At 73.7% G+C, this 18,215-nt stretch carries 14 protein-coding genes; 2 read left to right on the forward strand and 12 right to left on the reverse strand.

The window, feature by feature from the left end:
* Positions 1 to 26 precede the first annotated feature (26 nt).
* The 4 genes from ABZW30_RS20070 to ABZW30_RS20085 all read right to left on the reverse strand — a co-directional run bounded on the left by ABZW30_RS20070 (position 27) and on the right by ABZW30_RS20085 (position 3,872).
* Entirely contained in the window at positions 27 to 428 is a 402-nt protein-coding gene (locus tag ABZW30_RS20070; protein WP_355672473.1) for a hypothetical protein, read from the reverse strand.
* The gene (locus tag ABZW30_RS20075) at positions 425 to 742 is read right to left on the reverse strand and encodes a WhiB family transcriptional regulator (RefSeq protein WP_355672525.1); all 318 of its coding nucleotides are present in this window, start codon (positions 740 to 742) and stop codon (positions 425 to 427) included. The genes ABZW30_RS20070 and ABZW30_RS20075 overlap by 4 nt, the downstream gene beginning before the upstream one ends.
* Positions 743 to 962: 220 nt before the next feature.
* Positions 963 to 1,421 (reverse strand): hypothetical protein, encoded by a 459-nt coding sequence (locus tag ABZW30_RS20080; protein ID WP_355672474.1) that lies wholly within the window; start codon positions 1,419 to 1,421, stop codon positions 963 to 965.
* A 282-nt stretch (positions 1,422 to 1,703) separates the two neighbouring features.
* The gene (locus ABZW30_RS20085) at positions 1,704 to 3,872 is read right to left on the reverse strand and encodes an ATP-dependent DNA helicase UvrD2 (protein WP_355672526.1); all 2,169 of its coding nucleotides are present in this window, start codon (positions 3,870 to 3,872) and stop codon (positions 1,704 to 1,706) included.
* A gap of 263 nt (positions 3,873 to 4,135) precedes the next feature.
* Here ABZW30_RS20085 and ABZW30_RS20090 point away from each other — a divergent pair, with 263 nt between their 5' ends.
* On the forward strand, positions 4,136 to 4,393 hold the full coding sequence (locus ABZW30_RS20090; protein WP_355672475.1) for a mycoredoxin: 258 nt from the start codon (positions 4,136 to 4,138) through the stop codon (positions 4,391 to 4,393).
* Between the two features lie 30 nt (positions 4,394 to 4,423).
* Here the strand turns inward: ABZW30_RS20090 and ABZW30_RS20095 are convergent, their stop codons facing one another.
* The 6 genes from ABZW30_RS20095 to ABZW30_RS20120 form a co-directional block, all read right to left on the reverse strand.
* Complete coding sequence (locus tag ABZW30_RS20095; RefSeq protein ID WP_355672476.1) at positions 4,424 to 5,263, reverse strand: GntR family transcriptional regulator; 840 nt, start codon at positions 5,261 to 5,263, stop codon at positions 4,424 to 4,426.
* 246 nt (positions 5,264 to 5,509) lie between these two features.
* Positions 5,510 to 6,445 carry an NAD(+) diphosphatase gene (gene nudC, locus ABZW30_RS20100; protein WP_355672477.1) on the reverse strand — a complete coding sequence of 312 codons (936 nt, stop codon included), beginning with the start codon at positions 6,443 to 6,445 and terminating at the stop codon, positions 5,510 to 5,512.
* Positions 6,446 to 6,530: 85 nt separating this feature from the next.
* A complete protein-coding gene (locus ABZW30_RS20105; protein WP_355672478.1) occupies positions 6,531 to 7,934 on the reverse strand; it encodes a dipeptidase in 1,404 nt (467 codons plus the stop codon).
* A gap of 131 nt (positions 7,935 to 8,065) precedes the next feature.
* Positions 8,066 to 10,978, reverse strand: a complete 2,913-nt coding sequence (locus tag ABZW30_RS20110; RefSeq protein ID WP_355672479.1) for an ABC transporter permease — start codon at positions 10,976 to 10,978, stop codon at positions 8,066 to 8,068.
* Positions 10,975 to 11,739: an ABC transporter ATP-binding protein gene (locus ABZW30_RS20115; protein ID WP_355672480.1), complete on the reverse strand. Its 765-nt coding sequence runs from the start codon at positions 11,737 to 11,739 to the stop codon at positions 10,975 to 10,977. The genes ABZW30_RS20110 and ABZW30_RS20115 overlap by 4 nt, the downstream gene beginning before the upstream one ends.
* A gap of 110 nt (positions 11,740 to 11,849) precedes the next feature.
* Entirely contained in the window at positions 11,850 to 12,479 is a 630-nt protein-coding gene (locus tag ABZW30_RS20120) for a PadR family transcriptional regulator (RefSeq protein WP_355672481.1), read from the reverse strand.
* A gap of 67 nt (positions 12,480 to 12,546) precedes the next feature.
* Here ABZW30_RS20120 and ABZW30_RS20125 point away from each other — a divergent pair, with 67 nt between their 5' ends.
* Complete coding sequence (locus ABZW30_RS20125; RefSeq protein WP_355672482.1) at positions 12,547 to 13,518, forward strand: endonuclease/exonuclease/phosphatase family protein; 972 nt, start codon at positions 12,547 to 12,549, stop codon at positions 13,516 to 13,518.
* A gap of 70 nt (positions 13,519 to 13,588) precedes the next feature.
* On the opposite strand, the gene ABZW30_RS20130 is transcribed toward ABZW30_RS20125, so the two are convergent.
* The gene (locus ABZW30_RS20130) at positions 13,589 to 14,776 is read right to left on the reverse strand and encodes a PP2C family protein-serine/threonine phosphatase (protein WP_355672483.1); all 1,188 of its coding nucleotides are present in this window, start codon (positions 14,774 to 14,776) and stop codon (positions 13,589 to 13,591) included.
* A 194-nt stretch (positions 14,777 to 14,970) separates the two neighbouring features.
* Positions 14,971 to 18,201 carry an ATP-dependent DNA helicase gene (locus ABZW30_RS20135; RefSeq protein ID WP_355672484.1) on the reverse strand — a complete coding sequence of 1,077 codons (3,231 nt, stop codon included), beginning with the start codon at positions 18,199 to 18,201 and terminating at the stop codon, positions 14,971 to 14,973.
* Positions 18,202 to 18,215: the final 14 nt, after the last annotated feature.

The following is an 18,215-nucleotide window of genomic DNA, read 5'->3' on the forward strand; positions in this document are numbered from 1 at the left end:
GCATCAACCCGGCTGCATCAACGCGCTCACATCAACGCGACGGCGAGGGCCTTGCGGGCCCGCATCGAGGCCCGCTCGGCCCGCTGTTTGAGCCTGCGGGCGCGGACGACCCGACTGACGAGCCGTTGGTTCTCGGCCTCGTGCAGCCTGTCTTGCATATGGGCACGGGCCAGGGATTCATGCAGGAGTTGCATCTCGAGGATCCTGTTCTGGGTCTGAAGTTCGGTGGTCTGCTCTGCGCGGACGGTCGGATCGATGGCGGCGGGGGTCATGTGGTGGTCCTGCTCGTGGTGCGTGCTCGGGAATGGGCGGGTGCGGGCTGCTGCGTCGGCCTTGGCGGCGGCGATCCGGACGGACCGACGGAGGGCGGTGTCCAGCGGGGGCTGCTCTCCCCGGCGGACGGCCCTGGCGTGGTCGGCGGGGTTCACGCCATGACCTCGGTCTTGCGCGGACGGCCACGCGGCCGCTTGCGGGCCACGACGACGCCCTGGACGAAGAGCTCGCCACCCCAGACGCCCCACGGCTCGCGCCGCTCCAGGGCGCCGGCCAGGCAGGCCTCCTTCACCGGGCAGGTGCCGCAGAGGGACTTCGCGTACTCGACGTCGGCGGGCGTCTCGGCGAAGAAGACCTCGGGGTCGAAGGCACGGCAGGGGATGGGGAGGCCGAGCGCCTCGGCCTGCTCGATCGAGCTGATCTGCATGGAAGGAACCTCCGGGGGGTCGGCCTGGTCGGCCTTGGTGATCTGGCTTGTCGGCGGTACGGACGGGATGGGCGGCGTGATGACCGTGGACACTGTGGGCGTCTTCCTCGTCTTCTCAGTGGTTCCGGCCCAGTGGACTGGTGGTGCTGGGCCGGAGGCCCCGGAGGGCCTGGGTGGTCTTGCGTACCGGACAAAACAGAAGGGCCGCGGATCCCGGTGGTGACGGGTTCCGCGGCCCTGGAGGTGCCGACCTGAGGTTGGCTCAGGTTCGTTCTCTCCAGGGTTCAGGCCCGCGGAAGGCCCGCATCCGGATGGCCTCGGCGCCGATAAAGGCGGCCTTGGCCTGGTTGATCTGCTGCTCGTTCTGCTTCTGGGCGTTTCCGGCACCGATGACCTGCGCATAGCCGCCATGCGTGGCGGCGGCTACGACCGCCTTCGGTGCCTGGATCGGTCGCTCATCGCACATGCGACGCGACGTGCCGACCGGCGCCCAGTCACGGGACAGACCGGTCTCGACGACGGTGCCTTCGACACTCCTGCCGCCCGCGATGTACAGATCAGTGTGTCCAAGACCACTGACAGCGGAGGCGGCGGAGCCGCCGGTGGCGTCGAGACCCAGACCGGTTCCACCGAGCACGGCGAGCGCCCGCAGGCGGGCGTCACGCAGGGAGGCGGGGACAACGGTCTGGCCAGTCATTTTGGTGATCATGATGTTTCCCACTGCCTTCGCCTCCTCTCGGCGTCTCGCGGAGCCTGGTTCCCCTGGCTCCGAATGTTCGGATGTCTGTCTCGGTAAAACTGTGGGGCGAGGGGAATCGGCACAGGTGTCACCCCGTGCGACCGCGTCCCCTTGACCGCTCCGGCAGGCTATTGCGCTCCCGGTATGCCGCGCAAACTATTTTTCACGCGAGTTCCGCGGCGCGTTACACGGCGCGATCCGCGGCATGTTCCGCGGCGGCTTCGAAGTCCCCCGAGCAGTCCCCTGGACCGCGCCCGCGCCGGCTCACGCCGGATCGACCGGACCGTCGTCCTCGACGCCGTCCGAATCCTCCTCGGGCTCCTCCCCCGCACACAACGAGAGCACGGCTGCCCCGTACTTGTCCAGCTTCATGGCGCCGACCCCCGAGATCAGGGCCAGTTCCCGGCTGCTGGCGGGCACGTCCTCGGCGATCGCCATCAGCGTCGCGTCGGTGAACACCACGTAGGCCGGGGCGCCCTGCTTCCGGGCCTGCCGGGCCCGCCACTCGCGCAGCCGCTCGTACAGGCCCTCGTCCATCGTGGAGGGGCAGTCCTCGCAGCGGCGCAGCTTGCGTTCGACGGCCTCGGTGAGGACCTTGTCGCAGACCCGGCACGTGACCGGCCCGCGCACCCGTCGGGCAGCCGAGCGCTCGCCGGTCTCGACGCTCCCCCGCCCGCCCCGCGCGCCCGTGCGCGCGCCCGGGGCGGCGGAGCCGGGGCGCAGACCGTCCAGGAAGCGGCTGGGCTTGCGGCCTGCGCGGCCGCCCGGGGAGCGGGCGAGGGCCCAGGAGAGGCTGAGGTGTTTGCGGGCGCGGGTGACGCCGACGTAGAGGAGGCGGCGTTCCTCCTCGATCTGTTCGTCGGTCTTGGCGTAGATGATCGGGAGGGTGCCCTCGGTGAGGCCGACGAGGAAGACGGCGTCCCATTCGAGGCCCTTGGCGGCGTGCAGGGAGGCGAGGGTGACGCCTTCGACGGCGGGGGCGTGCTGGGCGGCGGCGCGGGCGTCGAGTTCGGCGACGTAGGCGGCGAGGTCGGTGGTGCGGCCGTCGGCAGTGCGGGTGCGCTCGAATTCCTCGGCGAGGCGGACGAGGGCGGCGAGGGATTCCCAGCGGTCGCGGACGGCGCCGGAGCCGGCGGGCGGTTCGGGGGTGAAGCCGCGGGTGGCGAGGACGGCGCGGACCTGGCCGGCGAGGTCGGGGGCGCCGGCGGTGAGGGGGTCGGCGGCGGCGCGGGCGGCGCCGCGCAGCAGGACGCCGGCGTCGCGGACCTCGGGGCGTTCGAAGAACCGCTCGGCGCCCTTGAGCTGGTAGGGGACGCCGAGGTCGGCGAGGGCCTGTTCGTAGACCTCGGACTGACCGTTGGTGCGGAACAGGACGGCGATCTCGCTGGCGCGTACGCCGGTGGCGAGGAGGTCCTTGATCCGGCGGGCGGTGGTCTCGGCCTCGGTGGGTTCGTCCTCGTACTCGGTGTAGACGGGTTCGGGGCCGGCTTCGCGCTGGGAGACGAGTTCGAGGCGGTGGCGGGCGGCTTCGCCGCGGGCCTGGGCGAGTAGTCCGTTGGCGAGGTGGACGACCTGGGGGGTGGAGCGGTAGTCGCGGACGAGTTTGACGACGGTGGCCTGGGGGTGGCGGCCGCGGAAGTCGAGCAGGTAGTCGGGGGTGGCGCCGGTGAAGGAGTAGATGGTCTGGCTGGCGTCGCCGACGACGCAGAGGCTGGCGCCGCCGTCGGGGCCGGTCCACTGGTCGAGCAGGCGCTGCTGGAGCGGGGAGACGTCCTGGTACTCGTCGACGGTGAAGTGCCGGTACTGGGCGCGGACCTGGTCGGCGATGTCGGGGCGGTCCTCCAGGATGGCGGCGGTGAGCAGCAGGACGTCCTCGAAGTCGATGGTGCCGCGGCGGCTCTTGGTCTCCTCGTAGACGCGGTAGACCTGGGCGGTCTCGGCGGGGTCGCGGGGCGCTTCGCGGCCGGACTTGGCGACGGCGACCGGGTAGTCCTCGGGGGCGGTCTGGGTGACCTTGGCCCATTCGATCTCGGCGGTGAGGTCGCGCAGTTCGGTGCGCTGGACGCGCAGTCCGCAGCGGCCGGCGGCTTCGGCGACGAGTTGGACCTTGCGTTCGAGGAGTTGGGGCACGGGGCCGCCGACGGCGCGGGGCCAGAAGTACTGGAGCTGGCGCAGGGCGGCGGCGTGGAAGGTGCGGGCCTGGACGCCGTCGGCGCCGAGTTGGCGCAGGCGGCCGCGCATCTCGCCGGCGGCGCGGGCGGTGAAGGTGACGGCGAGGACCTGGGCGGGCTGGTAGACGCCGCTGCGCACGCCGTAGGCGATGCGGTGGGTGATGGCGCGGGTCTTGCCGGTGCCGGCGCCGGCGAGGACGCACACGGGGCCGTGCAGGGCGGTGGCGACGGCGCGCTGTTCGGGGTCGAGCCCGGCGAGCACGGCGTCGGGGCCGGTCGCGGCGCCGGGGTCGGCCCAGGGGGAGCCGTGGGGGGCGTCGTACGGGCTGCCGCTCAAGAGGTCTTCCTGCATGCGTTCCATCCTCTCAGTCCGGTGGGACAACGGGGGCGGGGTTGTCCACAGGCCCGGTGTGATCGCAGGATGATCGCTCCGCGTGTCGACCGATGGCATGTCGGAATGCCCGCCGCCCGGCGGACGTTTGGTCCTGAGACCGCGTGAACCTCTCTTTCGAAGGAGCCCCCTCGATGTCCGGCACCGTGACGATGTACAGCACGACCTGGTGTGGGTACTGCAACCGCCTGAAGAGCCAGCTGGACCGTGAAGGCATCGGCTACACCGAGATCAACATCGAGGAGGACCCGGCGTCGGCGGCCTTCGTGGAGTCGGTGAACAACGGCAACCAGACGGTGCCGACGGTGCTGGTGCAGCCGGTCGCCGGCGGCGAGCGGGTCGTGATGACCAACCCGAGCCTGCTGCAGGTCAAGAAGGCCCTGGCGGCCTGACCCGCCCGGTCCCGGCCGGATCGGCGCGCGTCACGGCGCGTCGGCCCGGGCGGGGTCGACGGGGGCGGCGGGGGCGGGCAGGGTGGTGCGCGCGCCGAGGTCGCCGATGCCGTAGACGAGCCGGCTGCGGTCGGCGGAGTAGCGGGTCTCGATGACCCGGACGGGCCCGCGCCGGTCGTAGGTGACGCGGGTCTGCACCATGAGCGGGACGCCGGGGCCGCCCTGGAACCACTGGGCCTCCTCGGGGCCGGGCATCCGGGCCACGAGGTGGTCGACGGCGCCGATCTCGGTGCGGCCGAGGGCGTCGAGGACGGCTTCGTCACCGCCGTCGACGGGGTCGGGTTCCATCAGCGGGGTGCCGGCGGCGAGTCCGGCCCGGTAGTGGCTCTCCTCGATGGAGTAGGGCTCGCGGTCGAGCAGCCGCAGTTGGCGGCGGACGACGATGGCCTCGCCGGGGCGCAGTCCGAGGCGTTCGGCGACGTCGACGCGGGCCCGGACGATCATCATCTCGAAGTCGGTGCTGAGTTCGCGTCCGGCGTCGGCGGCTTCGCCGAGGTAGACGGCGGAGGGCGCGGCCAGGCAGTCGCGCGGCGCGGGGGCGAGGGCGGGTCCGTAGGCGCGGTGGTCCAGGACGGGGTGTTCGCGCAGGTAGGTGCCCTTGCCCTGGAGGCGGACGAGTCGGCCTTCGTTGACCAGGACGTCGACGGCGAGGCGGACGGTGTTGCGGGCGACGCCGTACTGGCGTTCCAGCTCGCTCTCGACGGGCAGGGCGGCATCGGCGGTGAACTCGCCCTCGGCGATCCGGCGGCGCAGGTCGGCGGCGAGGCGCTGGTATTTGGGCGATTGGGCGGTGCCCCGGGGGATTGTCACCCGAGTGAATGTAGCGAGCGCGGTGACGCGGTTTCAGCCGTTTCCGGCAATGTCGTCCGCGCGGGTTGACGGCGGGGGTTCGGGAGTGCCCGGCGGTAGCAGAACTGGCCCGTCCGGCCACGAACCGCCGGTCGTGCGGGATTCAGGAAGGGCTGGAAAAGAAAAACGGGGGCGCGCGGCATAAGTCGCACGCCCCCTTCCGCGCGGAATCGGCCAGAAGCGGAACCGGTCGGATTTCGTACGGGATTACCAGCGCGCGGTCGTCGGCAGCGGCTCGCCGTACCAGAGTTCGACCAGGTGCCGGGCGATCGAGATGCCGGAGGGCGGCAGGATCTCGCCCGCCTCCATCCCGGCCCGCAGCTCCTCGCGGGAGAACCAGCGCGCCTCGGCCAGTTCCTCGCCGTCCACGGCGATCTCGGTGCCGCCCGGCAGCGCCTTGCCCATGAAGCCGAGCATCAGGCTGGACGGGAACGGCCAGGGCTGGCTGGCGACGTAGCGGACCTCGCCGACCCGGACCCCCGCCTCCTCCTGCACCTCGCGGGCCACCGCCTGCTCGATCGACTCCCCCGGCTCGACGAAGCCGGCCAGCGTGGACCAGCGGCCCTCCGGCCACAGCGCCTGGCGGCCGAGCAGGCAGCGGTCCTGCTCGTCGGTGATCACCATGATCACCGCCGGGTCGGTGCGCGGGTAGTGCTCGGCCGCGCAGGAGGTGCAGCGCCGCACGTGCCCGGCGCCGGCCTTCTCGGTCGGGTGCCCGCAGCGCGAGCAGAAGCTGTGCAGCCGGTGCCAGTGCTCCAGCGCCACGGCGTGCACCAGCAGCCCGGCGTCCCGGTCGGACAGCAGCGCGCCGACCTCGCGCAGCCCCGCCGGACGGGCGTCGCCGTCCAGCCGGCCGGGCAGGCTCTCGCCGGCCAGCGCGAAGTACGAGACGCCGTCCTCGTCGGTGCCGAGGAAGTACCGGTCCCCGGTCTGCGGCGCCTCGAAGGAGGGCAGCAGCACGAGCTCGGTGCCCTGCGCGGTGTCGACGACGAAAGCCTCGCCGCCGGCGATCGGCAGCACCCGGGTGGAGGGGTGGCTCCAGGCGGCCGCCAGCCAGGGCTCGTCGAACCGGTGCTCGGCCGCCCGGTCCACCCCCGACCTGGCCAGGGCCAGCGGACGCTCGGTCTCAGGCACGGTGCTCACTTCGTTCCATCCCCACGTGGTGAATCATCCGGATGAGTGATCTGACTGCCATGGTCGTGATCGCGGTGACGGGCCCGGGGCCCGGTCACGCGCCGGGCCTGAAGTTCTCGGCCAGGTCGCCCCACAGGTACGCGGCGGTCTCCACGCCCTTGGCCAGCAGGTCCAGCTCGACCTTCTCGTTGACCGAGTGCCAGCCGTCCGAGGGCACCGAGATGCCGAGGAACAGCACCGGGGCGCCCAGCACGTCCTGCAGGTCGGCGGCGGGGCCGGAGCCGCCCTCGCGGGTGAACAGGATCCGCTGTCCGAAGGCCCGGCCCATCGCGCGCACGGTGGACTGCAGCGCCGGGTGGTCCAGCGGCGTCAGACAGGGCCGGGTCGCACCCGGGAAGACCAGCTCGTGGCGGATGCCCTCGGGCACCCGCTCGGCGACCCAGGCACGGACCGCCTCGCGGACCTTCTCCACCTCCTGGCCGGCCACCAGCCGGAAGGACAGCTTGAGGTGCGCCGAGGACGGCACGATGGTCTTGCCGCCGGGGCCGGTGTAGCCGCCCCAGATGCCGTTGACCTCGGCGGTCGGGCGGGCCCAGACCCGCTCCAGGGTGGAGTACCCGGCCTCGCCGCGGGTGCCGTACGACTTGGCGACGCGCAGCCACTGCGCCTCGTCGAAGGGCAGCTCGGCGAACAGCTCGCGCTCGCGCTCGGTCAGCTCCACGACCCCGTCGTAGAAGCCCGGGATCGCGACCCTGCGGTCGGCGTCGTGCAGGGCGGCGGCCAGCTCGGCCGCGACCTGGGCCGGGTTGGGGACGGCGCCGCCGAAGGAGCCGGAGTGGATGTCGGTGTCCGGCCCGTACAGGTCGAGCTGGGCGTCCGCCAGGCCCCGCATGCCGGTGCAGACGGTCGGCGTGGTCTCGGACCACATGCCGGTGTCGGAGATGACCACCACGTCGGCGGCCAGCCGCTCGGCCTCGCGGCGCACCAGGTCGGCGAAGTGCGGCGAGCCGGACTCCTCCTCGCCCTCGATCAGCAGCTTGAGGTTGACGGCCGGCGCGGTGCGGCCGGTGGCGGCCAGGTGGGCGCGCACACCCAGGGTGTGGAAGAACACCTGGCCCTTGTCGTCGGCGGCGCCGCGGGCGTACAGCCGCCCGCCCACCACGGTCGGGGAGAACGGCTCGGTGTCCCAGCCGTCCTCCTTCGCCGCGGGCTGCACGTCGTGGTGCCCGTAGACCAGGACGGTCGGCGCGGACGAGTCCCCGGAGTGCCACTCGGCGAACACCGCCGGCAGCCCGTCGGTCTCCCACACCTCGGCGACCGGGAAGCCGGTCTCGCGCAGCTTGGCGGCCAGCCACTCGGCGGAGCGGCGCACGTCGACGGCCCGGTCCGGGTCGGCGGAGACCGAGGGGATGGCCAGCCACTCGGACAGGTCCGCGAGGAACGCGGCCTGGTGCTGGTCGATGAAGGAGCGGACGGCGCTGTCCGGAGTTCTCGTCATACCGACGACTGTAGTTCGCCCGTGCGGGTGCCCGCCCCGGCCGTCCGGTTGCAGCCGCCCGTCGGGGCTGTAACCTCCGTCACCCCCGCCGCGGGAACAGCGGACGGGGGTGACGGAGGGACCCGGGCGACTCAGCCGGAGCGGCGCAGCAGCGAGATCCGTGAGCGGGTGAGCAGCGCCGCCAGGCCCGCCGCGAGCAGCGGCAGCACCAGCACGGTGGCGGCGATGGTGGGCCAGGGGAAGACCACGGCCGACCTGTTGGCGATCTCCTCGGGGCTCATGCCGGGGAAGGTGCCCGCCGCCCCCTGGACCTTGCGGATGGCCACGGCCGGCACGATCCCGCAGACGACGCCGAGCAGGGTGCCCATGGCGGCGATCACTCCGCACTGGAAGCCGGACAGCGAGCGCCGGATCCGGGGTTCGGCGCCGACCGCGGCGAGGGTGGTCAGGTCCCGTTGGGAGTCGGCGGCGGCCAGTCCGGTGGCGATGCCGGCGGCGCCGAGGGCGACCAGGCCGGCGAAGCCGGACAGGCCGAGGCCGATCAGGCCGGCACGGGACTGGTAGCCGCGCTCGACCGAGAACAGGTTGTGGTCGCTGAGCTTGGCCAGCGCGCCGTTGGCCTTCTGCTCGGCGCCGTCCGTGGGCGCGGTGTCGGGCAGCCAGACCGAACCGGTCGGCGACGTGTCGAGGCCGAGCCGCTTGGCGGTGTCCGGGCTGATCACGGCCTGGCCGTGGGCCGGGATCGCGGCGGGCGCGAGGACGGCGTCGACGGCGAGATCGGTGCGCGCGGGCTTGGCCGCGGCCACGCCGCCCGCGCCGAAGTCGACCGGCTCGCGCGTCTGGATGACGACCTTGCCGTCCTTGATGTAGCGCGGGTCGAAGACGACGGCCTTTCCGGCGGCGAGGGCCTTGCCGGCGGCCGGGTCGGTGACGCCGTACAGGTTGCGCAACAGGGTGGCGTCGCCGGCCGTCAGGTTGCCGAAGTGGCTGCCGCCGCGATCGCGGACCTTGCAGCGCGGGTCGGAGGTCATGATCCGCTCGACCTCGCCGTTGGGGAGCGCGGTGTCGCTGTCGAGGGCGGGGCAGCGCAGTTCCTTGGGCAGTTCGATCTGGACGAAGCCGCAGGAATTGCGCCCGGAGCAGTCGCCCTTGTAGGTGACCCGGGCGACGTCGGCGCGCGGGCCGGCGTCGGGGATGGTGCGTTCCACGGTGTCGCGCATCTGTGGCAGCAGCTTGGCGTCGGTGTCGCCGATCCAGCCGCCGAGCACGACGGCGCCGGAGGGGCCGGTGGCGATGTAGTCGCGGCGGTACTGCTCGTCGTAGCTGACGAGGTAGATGCTGACCGCGACGGAGCCGGCGACCGCGGCCATCACGGCGGCGACGGCGGGTGCGGTGCGGCCGCGGTGGCGGACCGAGTCGCGCAGGGCGAGCCGGGGGCCGAGCGAGAGCCAGCGGCCGAGCCGGCCGAACAAGCCGACCAGGTAGGGCGTGAGGGCGACCATGCCGAGTTCGGCGACGGCCGAGCCGCCGAGGACGGCGAGGCTGCGGCTGGCGAAGCCGCTGGTGGCGCCGAGCAGGGCGAGGGCCGTACCGCCGGCGAGCATCAGCAGGCCGAGCAGGGCGAGCTTGCGGCTCGGGGGCTTGAGCGAGTCGCGGCCGGTGAGCGCGGCGACGACGTCCTGACGGGAGGCCTGGACGGCGGGCACGACGGCGGCGAGCAGGCCGGTGACCAGGCCGACCAGGAGCACGCCGAGCAGGTCGAGCGGCTGCAGGTTGAAGTGGCCGAAGCGCTGGCCGGCGTACTCCTCGGCCTGGGTGCGCAGCACGGCGACCAGGACGATGCCCAGGCCCAGGCCGATGACGGCGCCGGTGACGCCGAGGACGATGCCGCCGCCGAGGACGACCGCGCGGACGTTGGCGCGTTCACCGCCGGCGGCGGCGAGCAGGCCGAGCTGCCGCCGGGAGCGCCGGGCCCCGACGGCGAAGGCGGGGCCCGCGAGGAGCACGATCTCCAGCAGGGCCATGCCGGCGACGGTGGCGAGGATGACGACGGAGGTGCGGTCCAGGAGGGCGGTGCCGCCTCCTTGGCTGTGCTTGTCCAGTTCGACGTAGTAGGGGACGTCGGCGCGGGCGGGCGGGTCGAGCACGACGGCGCGGGAGGTGAGGGTGAAGCCGTAGCCGTTGAGTTCGGTGACCTTGGCCCAGTCGAGGGTGGCGCCCGCGGGGAGTTTGACCAGCCAGCGGGTGGGTGCGTCGGAGCCCTGGGTGTTCTCGGTGCCGGTGCTCTGACCGGGACTCTGGCCGGGGTTCTGGTTCCGGTCGCCGCCGGGGGTGCCGGCGAGCGGTCCGATCAGGGTGCCGGGCCGGGCGATGAGTTCGGTGGCCTTCAGATCGCCGGGGAACTCGACGGCGGCGGTGATGGTGAAGGGGGTGGACTCCAGCCCGCGCACGGTGGTGCGGTCGCCGAGCTTGAGGCCGGAGCGGTTGAGAAACGCCCGGGTGACGGCGGCCTCGTTGGCGCCGGCGGGGGCGCGGCCGTCGACCAGGTTGATCCGGCCGGTCCAGACCGGGTCGGCCAGGTCGGCTTCGCTGGTGCGGGTGCTGAGCAGGCCCTCGGCGCTGCTGGTCGCGGTGGAGGGGCCCTCGCGCTCGGGCACCAGGGTGGTGCCGGGCGGGAGCAACTGCTGGGCCAGTCGGCCGGGCTCGGTGGCGAGGGCGCGCTGCTGGGCGGGGGTGTACTGGGGGGTGGTGCCCTCCTTGGCCTCGTACTTGGGGTTGTCGATCATGACGCCGTCGTCGGGGTTGGGGGCCTGCTTGACGGCGGATCCGCGCTCGGTCATGGCCAGTTCGCCGTCGGCCCGGCCCATGATCCGAACGACCTGTTCGGCGGGTTCGAGGGTGGCGCTGCGGAAGAACACGTCGGCGCCGGTGACGCCGAGGACGGGCAGGGCGACCATGGCGACGACCAGGGCGCTGCGGCCCTTGGCGCGCAGGGCGTCGCGACGGGCGATGCGCAGGGCGACCCGCCAGGCGCTGAACTTCACTCGTCCACCTTCATGCTGTTGGTGGCAGCGCTGACGAGCAGGCTTGCGGCGTCCTGGCTGACGGACTCGTCGACCATGCGGCCGTCGCGCAGGAAGACCACGCGGTCGGCCCAGGCGGCGTGCCGGGCTTCGTGGGTGACCATCATGGCGGCGGCACCGGCGTCGCAGCGGGCGCGCAGGACGGCGAGGACGGCTTCGCCGGTGGTGGAGTCAAGGGCGCCGGTGGGTTCGTCGGCGAGGACGAGGCGGCGGTCGCCGATCAGGGCGCGGGCGATGGCGACGCGCTGCTGCTGGCCGCCGGACATGTCGTCGGGGAAGCGGTCGGCGAGTTCGGGGATGCCGAGTTCCTCCAGGGCGGTGAGGGCCTCGCGCCGGGCGGCGCGGGCGGACAGGCCGTCGAGTTCGCGCGGCAGCGAGATGTTCTCGGCGGCGGTGAGGGCCGGTATCAGGTTGTAGTCCTGGAAGACGTAGCCGACGGAGCGGCGGCGGACCCGGGCGAGCTGCTTGCGGGTGAGGCCGCCGAGGGCGACGCCTTCGACCAGGACCTGGCCGGTGCTCGGGGTGTCGAGGCCGCCGGCGAGGGTGAGCAGGGTCGACTTGCCGGAGCCGGAGGGGCCCATGACGGCGACGAACTCGCCGGGGTGGACCTTGAGGTCGACGCCGCGCAGGGCCTGGACCTCGGCGGCGCCCTGGCCGTGGACGCGGGTGACGTTCTCCAGGTGCAGCACCGGCGTCGGCCGGGACTGTTCGGTGTGGGACACGATTCCCCCCTTGTGCTGGGTACGGGCCGGGCGTCGGGGCGCCGGGCCTCTGGTTCGAATGGCTGGGGCGGGCCCTGCGGATCGCCGCCGGGCCCGCGGAACACGCCGCCCTAGGCGCGGCTGCGGCGCCCGAGCCGCCTGGGCTCGGCGGCGCCGTCGCGGGCGGCCTCGGCGGCGCGGGCCTGCTGGAGTTCGGCCTGCTGGGCGAGCCGGGTCTCGCAGTGGTCGAGCCAGCGGATCTCGGCCTCGGTCTGGAAGATCAGCTGGTCGAGGACGAGCAGCCAGGCGAGTTCGTTGCTCTCCGAGGGCACGGTGCCGGGCCGGGCCTCGCCCGCCAGGGCGCGGCCCTTGAGTCGGGTGTAGTCCTGCAGCGCCTTGATGCTGTGCCGGCGCTGGCCCTGGACGACGGCGGAGACGTCCACACCCGGGACGGTCACCGCCATGGCGAGCTTGATCGCCAGTTCGTCGCGCGGGGGGTTGGTCCGGGGCACCGGGGTGTCGAACCAGGACCGCAGTTCGGTGCGGCCGGCGTCGGTGACGGCGTAGAACTGGTGTCCCTCCTCGTCCTCGCCGGCGGGTTCGACCAGGCCGTCGCGTTCGAGTCGGGAGAGTGTGGTGTAGACCTGCCCGACGTTGAGCGGCCAGGTGGCACCGGTGCGCGCCTCGAACTCGGTGCGCAGCTGGTAGCCGTAGCGGGGGCCCTGGTCGAGCAGGGCGAGCAGACCGTGGCGGATGGACATACTCAGTATGTATACCCGGTATGCCCTACCGCCTCAAGCCGCGCGCCCTCGGGTACCGTCGTGCGGTGTGAGCCAGTTGCGCATCGCCACCTTCAACCTGTTGCACGGTCAGCCGCTCGCCCCGGACGGCGCGCCGCGCCCCTACCCGGCCGACGCGGGCGCCCCGTTGGCGGAGGCGGTGGCCGCGCTGGACGTCGACGTGCTGGCCCTGCAGGAGGTGGACCGGCACCAGGCGCGCTCGGGCGGCACCGACCAGGCGGCGGTGGCGGCCGAGGCGATGGGCGCCGGCGACTGGCGCTTCGCCGCCGCACTGCACGGGCGCCCGGCGCCGGTCGCGGGCTGGGTGCCGGAGCCGACCGGGCCGGACGGGCTGCGGGTGTACGGGCCGGGTGACGTGGGCGACGGCGCCCCGCCCTCGTACGGGACGGCGCTGCTGACCCGGCTCCCGGTGCGGCACTGGCGGGCCCGACGGTTCGCCCCGGCACCGTTCGGGCTGCCGCTGCGGGTGGCCGGGCGACGCGGGCTGACGCCGGTGCCGGACGAGCCGCGGGCGGCGCTGGCGGCGGTGCTGGAGGGCGGGCGCGGGCCGTTCACGGTGGTGGCGGCGCACCTGTCCTTCGTGCCGGGCTGGAACATGGCGCAGTTGGCGGGGATCCGGCGCTGGATCGCCGATCTGCCGCAGCCGTACCTGGTGTTGGGCGACTTCAACCTGATCGGCGCGGTACCGCGCACGGTGCTGGGCGGGGCGACGGCGCTGGAGCGCACCGCGCCGCGGGTGCGGGTGCGCGAGCTGCGGGCGGCCCGGCGGGCCCGGCCTGCGCCGGCCGAGCCGCGCCGACGGCGGGTGCGCGAGCCGCGGGCGCGGCTGCAGGGCTGGTACGACCTGGCGCGCACGCCGACCTACCCGTCGCACCGGCCGGCGGTGCAGTTCGACCACGTGCTGGCGGTCGGGGTGCCGCGCGCGGCGATGGGCCCGGCGGCGGCGCCGCGCGCGGTGGTGTCGGACCACCGGCCGCTGCTGGTCCAGGTGTCGCTGTAGGGCCGGCCTTCGAACGCCTCGCAGACGGGAGTCGACGGCCGCACCCCGGGGCGCGGCTGTCGGACACGCCCTAGGTGAGGCGACTCAGCATCCCGTTCTGCTGCGGCAGCTGGACGGCCGCAGTCGGCTGGGGGTCGTACTGCAGGAGCAGCATGGCCGCGTCGTCGCCGAGTTGGCGGCCGACGTGACGCACCACGTCCTCGTGGAGGCGCTGCAGGACGTCGGCGGGGTGGCCGTCGGCGAAGCGCGGGAGACGTTCGGCGAGCGGGTAGAAGGCGCCGGAGCGGTCGCGGGCCTCGATCATCCCGTCGGTGAACAGCAGGACCCGGTCGCCGCCCTGGAGCGGGATTCGGTGCACCGGGGGGTGGACGTCGGCGGGGTCGAGGACGCCCAACGGCGGTACGGTTTCGGCGAGTTCGAGCGGGCGGACGGTGTCGCCGCGCAGCAGCAGCGGGGCCGGGTGGCCGCAGTTGACGAGTTCGGCGGTGCCGTCGGGGCCGACGCCGATCAGCACCAGGGTGACGAACTCCTCCTCCACACCGGGGTGGTCGTTCTCGTGCAGGGCGCGGTCGAGGCTGACGGCCAGCCAGCCGGCCACCCGGTCGAGGGCGCCTTCCTGGTGGGCGGCCTCGCGGAAGGCGCCGAGCACGGCGGCGGCGGTCTCGACGGCGCCGAGGCCCTTGCCGCGGACGTCGCCCACCACAGCGCGCACGCCGTGCCGGGTGTTGACGACCTCGTACAGGTCGCCGCCGATGCGGGCCTGCGCGGCGGCGGCCTCGTAGTGGACGGCGGCGCGCATGCTGCCGACCTTCTCGGGGACGGGTCGCAGCAGCACCCGGCGGGCGATCGAGGCGACCAGTTGGGCGTCGGCGAGGGCGCGTTCCTGGCGCAGTCTCAGGGTGGCGCTGACCCAGCCGATCGTGGCGACCAGCAGGATCGCGATGACGCTGGCGGCGTGCACGGACTCGCCGAGCGCGTCGCTGCGGAAGGCCATCAGGAAGGCCGCCGCCTCGGTGCACAGACCGATGACGAGCGGGTACCAGGTGCGGCGGCTGACCACGGCGGCCAGCGCGGGAACGGCGGTGAGGGCGGGTTCGACCGTCACCTCGGTGCCGCTGAGGTAGTCGAGGACGACGATCAGCGCCATGCCGATGAAGGGCAGCGCGAGCGCCGTCCTCGGCCAGGTGCCGGTCGTGCCCGGGGCGGGGCCCGGGGTCGGCCCGGCGAACCGCTCTCTGATCCATCCGGTCGCACTCAACTTCGGTCTCTCCAGCAGAAGACGCCGATGCCCTGGGGCACCTGCGGTGATGACTGAGGGTTAGGAAATGCGGGCCTCGCTGGCGGCCGGAGCACAGGGGTTGACCGGTTACCGACCCCACAATAGGTGCGAAACGTGCACGACGCACAGGTTTCGGGCGTTGCCGTGACGACTTGGATGCTCTGTGTGACTCATTATTCACTGTTCCCGATCAGGAGCCGTTCCAACTCTTTTCGGTCGGGAAGTCCTCCCGGACGGACGATCCGCCCGCTGCGGACGTACAGGAACGAAGCCGTGACCTGCTCGGGATCTACGCCCGCCTGCTCGGCCCAGGCCAGCCGGTAGACCGCGAGCTGCAGCGGGTCGGCGGTCTCCTCGCGGTGGGTCTTCCAGTCCACCACTTCGTAGCGTGACGCACCACCGGATTCCGACAGCATGTCACTGTCGCGGTAGACCGCGTCGATCCGGCCGCGCACCACCCGACCCGCCAGCACCAGCTGGAACGGCGCCTCCACCCGGTGGGGCTTGCGCTGCGCGTACGGGGTGCGCAGGAACGCCTCCTTGAGCTGCTCCAGGTCCTGCTCGTCCTCGATGCCGTCGTCGTCGGCGCCGGGCAGCGCGCCGGGCTCGATCAGCAGCAGCGGCTCGATCCGGGACTGCACCCAGGCGTGGAAGCGGGTGCCGCGCCGGGCGGCGGGCTGCGGGGGGCGCGGCATCGGGCGGGCCAGGTCGCGGGCGAAGCCGTCCGGGTCGGCGGCCAGCCGCAGCAGCTGGGTGGCGGACAGCGCGGCGGGCAGCGGCACCTGACGGGCGGTACGCCGGGAGCGCTCCAACTCGCCGAGCAGCGCGGTCAGGTCGCGGTCCCAGGAGGCCGTCTGGCGTTGGTCCTCGGCAGCCATCGGCTCCGGCTCGGGGGCCGGTGCGCCGGCGATCCTCCCGCGCACCACCGCGGCGACCCGGCGGCGGGCGTGCTGGGCGGCCGGGTCCAGCGGCAGCGGCCAGGGACGCTCGACGGCGGCGGCCAGCGCCGGGTTCTCGGCGCCCTTCTCCGGTTGCTCGGCCCAGTGCTCGACCTCGCCGGCGCCGGGCTGTTCGCAGTGCTCACGCAGCTGCTCCAGGAAGGCGGACGGGCCGCGGACGGTCTTCTGGCTCGGCCCCCACCAGTGGCCGGAGGCCAGCAGCAGCGCGCGGGGGCGGGTGAACGCGACGTAGCCCAGACGCAGTTCCTCGGTGCCGGAGTGCTCGGCCAGCTCCTTCTTGAACGCGGCCATCGACTTGCCGTTCCAGCCGCCGCGGACGTCCGGCAGGGTGGCGGCGTCACCGCGCAGGGCGTGCGGGAGCACTCGCTTGGTGCTGGTCCAGCGTTCGCGCGCGGTGGAGGACGGGAACGACCCCTTCACCAGCCCGGGGACGGCCACCACGTCCCACTCCAGGCCCTTGGACTTGTGCGCGGTGAGCACCTTCACGGTGTCCTCGCCGCCGGGCAGGCTGCCGTCCAGGCCCCGCTCGTACTCCTGGGCAGCACGCAGGAAGCCGAGGAAGGCGGCCAGGCCCGGGTCGCCGTCCAGGTCGGCGAAGGAGGCGGCGACGTCCAGGAAGGCGTGCAGGGTCTCCCGTCGTCGGGCGGCCAGCGCCTGCGGGGAGGCGGCGAGTTCGACCTCCAGGCCGGTGACGGCCAGCACCCGGTGCAGCACGTCCATCAGCGGGTCGGCGAGCGAGCGGCGCAGCTCGCGCAGTTCGGCGGCGAGCCGGGCGAAGCGGACCCTGGCCTCGGCGGAGAACGGCAGCTCGTCCGGCTGGTCGCCCCCCTCCCCGGTCGAAGCGGTCAGGAAGGTCTCCACCGCGTCGGCCAGCGAGACCACCTCGGTGGGGTCGGCCTCGGCGACGGCCGCGGCCAGCGCCTCCACGCCCTCGGGCCGGTCGGTGCGCACCAGGTCGGCGGCGCGGCGGCCGAGCAGGGCGAGGTCGCGCGGCCCGATCCGCCAGCGCGGGCCGATCAACAGGCGCACCAGGGCGGCGTTGGCGGTCGGGTCCTGCAGCACCTCGCAGACCGCCACCAGGTCGGCGACCTCGGGCAGTTGCAGCAGCCCGCCGAGGCCCACCACCTCGACCGGCACCTCGCGGGCGACCAGGGCGGCGTGGATGTCCGGGAAGGCCGCGCCGCCCCGGCACAGCACGGCGATCCGGCCGGGCGCGGTGCCGGTGCGCACCAGGTGGGCGATCGAGTCGGCGAGCCAGTCGACCTCCTCGGCGTGGGTGGGCAGCAGCGCGGCCCGCACGTAGCCGTCCTGTTCGGCGCCGGGGGCCGGGCGCAGCGCCTCGACACCCTCGTGCATGGCGCGCAGCGGGGCGGCGAGCCGGTTGGCGAAGGCGAGCAGGCGGCCGCCGCTGCGGCGGTTCTCGCTGAGCGCGTAGCGGTCGGCGGGGCTGCCGTCAGCCCGGGGGAAGTGCCGGGGGAAGTCGTCCAGGTTGGCGACGGAGGCGCCGCGCCAGCCGTAGATGGCCTGGCAGGGGTCGCCGACGGCGGTGACGGGGTGGCCCCCGCGCCCGTTGATGTCAGGGGCACCGCCGAACAGGCCGGCGAGCATGAGCCGCTGGGCGACGGAGGTGTCCTGGTACTCGTCGAGCAGGACGACCTTGAACTGGCCGCGCAGCAGTTCGCCGACCTCGGGGCGCTGCTGGGCGAGGCGGGCGGCGGCGGCTATCTGGTCGCCGAAGTCCATCAGCCCGGCGGCCTGCTTGCGGCGGCGGTAGTCCTCGACCAGGCGCAGCAGTTCCAGCCGGGCGCGGGCGGTGGCGGGGACGGCGCGCAGGTCGTCGTTGCTGAGCTTGACGGCGGCGAGGGTGTCGAGCAGGTCCTCGTCGTGGGCGCGCAGGGTGGCGGGCTCGACCAGGTGCTCGGCGAGTTCGCCGTCCAGGGCCGTCAGGTCGGCGACGAGGTTGGCGAAGGTGCCGGTGAGGGCGGGGAAGGGGCCGCGGGCGGTGCGCAGCACCTTGGCGGCGAGCTGGAAGCGGGTGGCGTCGGCGAGCAGGCGGACGTCGGGCTCTATGCCGATCCGCAGACCGTGTTCCTTGAGGAGGCGGCCGGCGAAGGCGTGGTAGGTGGAGATCTCCGGGTCGCCGAGCGATTCGGTGTCGTCGCGGTCGGCGATGCCGGCCCGGAGCAGGGCGGTGCGGACGCGTTCGGCGAGTTCGGCGGCGGCCTTGTTCGTGAAGGTGAGGCCGAGGACCTCTTCGGGGCGCACGGCGCCGGAGCCGACCAGCCAGACGACCCGGGCGGCCATCACGGTGGTCTTGCCGGAGCCGGCTCCGGCCACGATCACGGCCGGGGCCAGGGGGGCGCCGATGGCCGCCATCTGCTCCCGGTTGAAGGGGATGCCCAGCAGCTCCTTGAGCTGGTCGGGATGGCTGAGCACGGCGGTCACCCCGCAACCGTAAC

The sequence above is a fragment of the Kitasatospora sp. NPDC004669 genome, assembly GCF_040609455.1.
Classification (GTDB): domain Bacteria; phylum Actinomycetota; class Actinomycetes; order Streptomycetales; family Streptomycetaceae; genus Kitasatospora.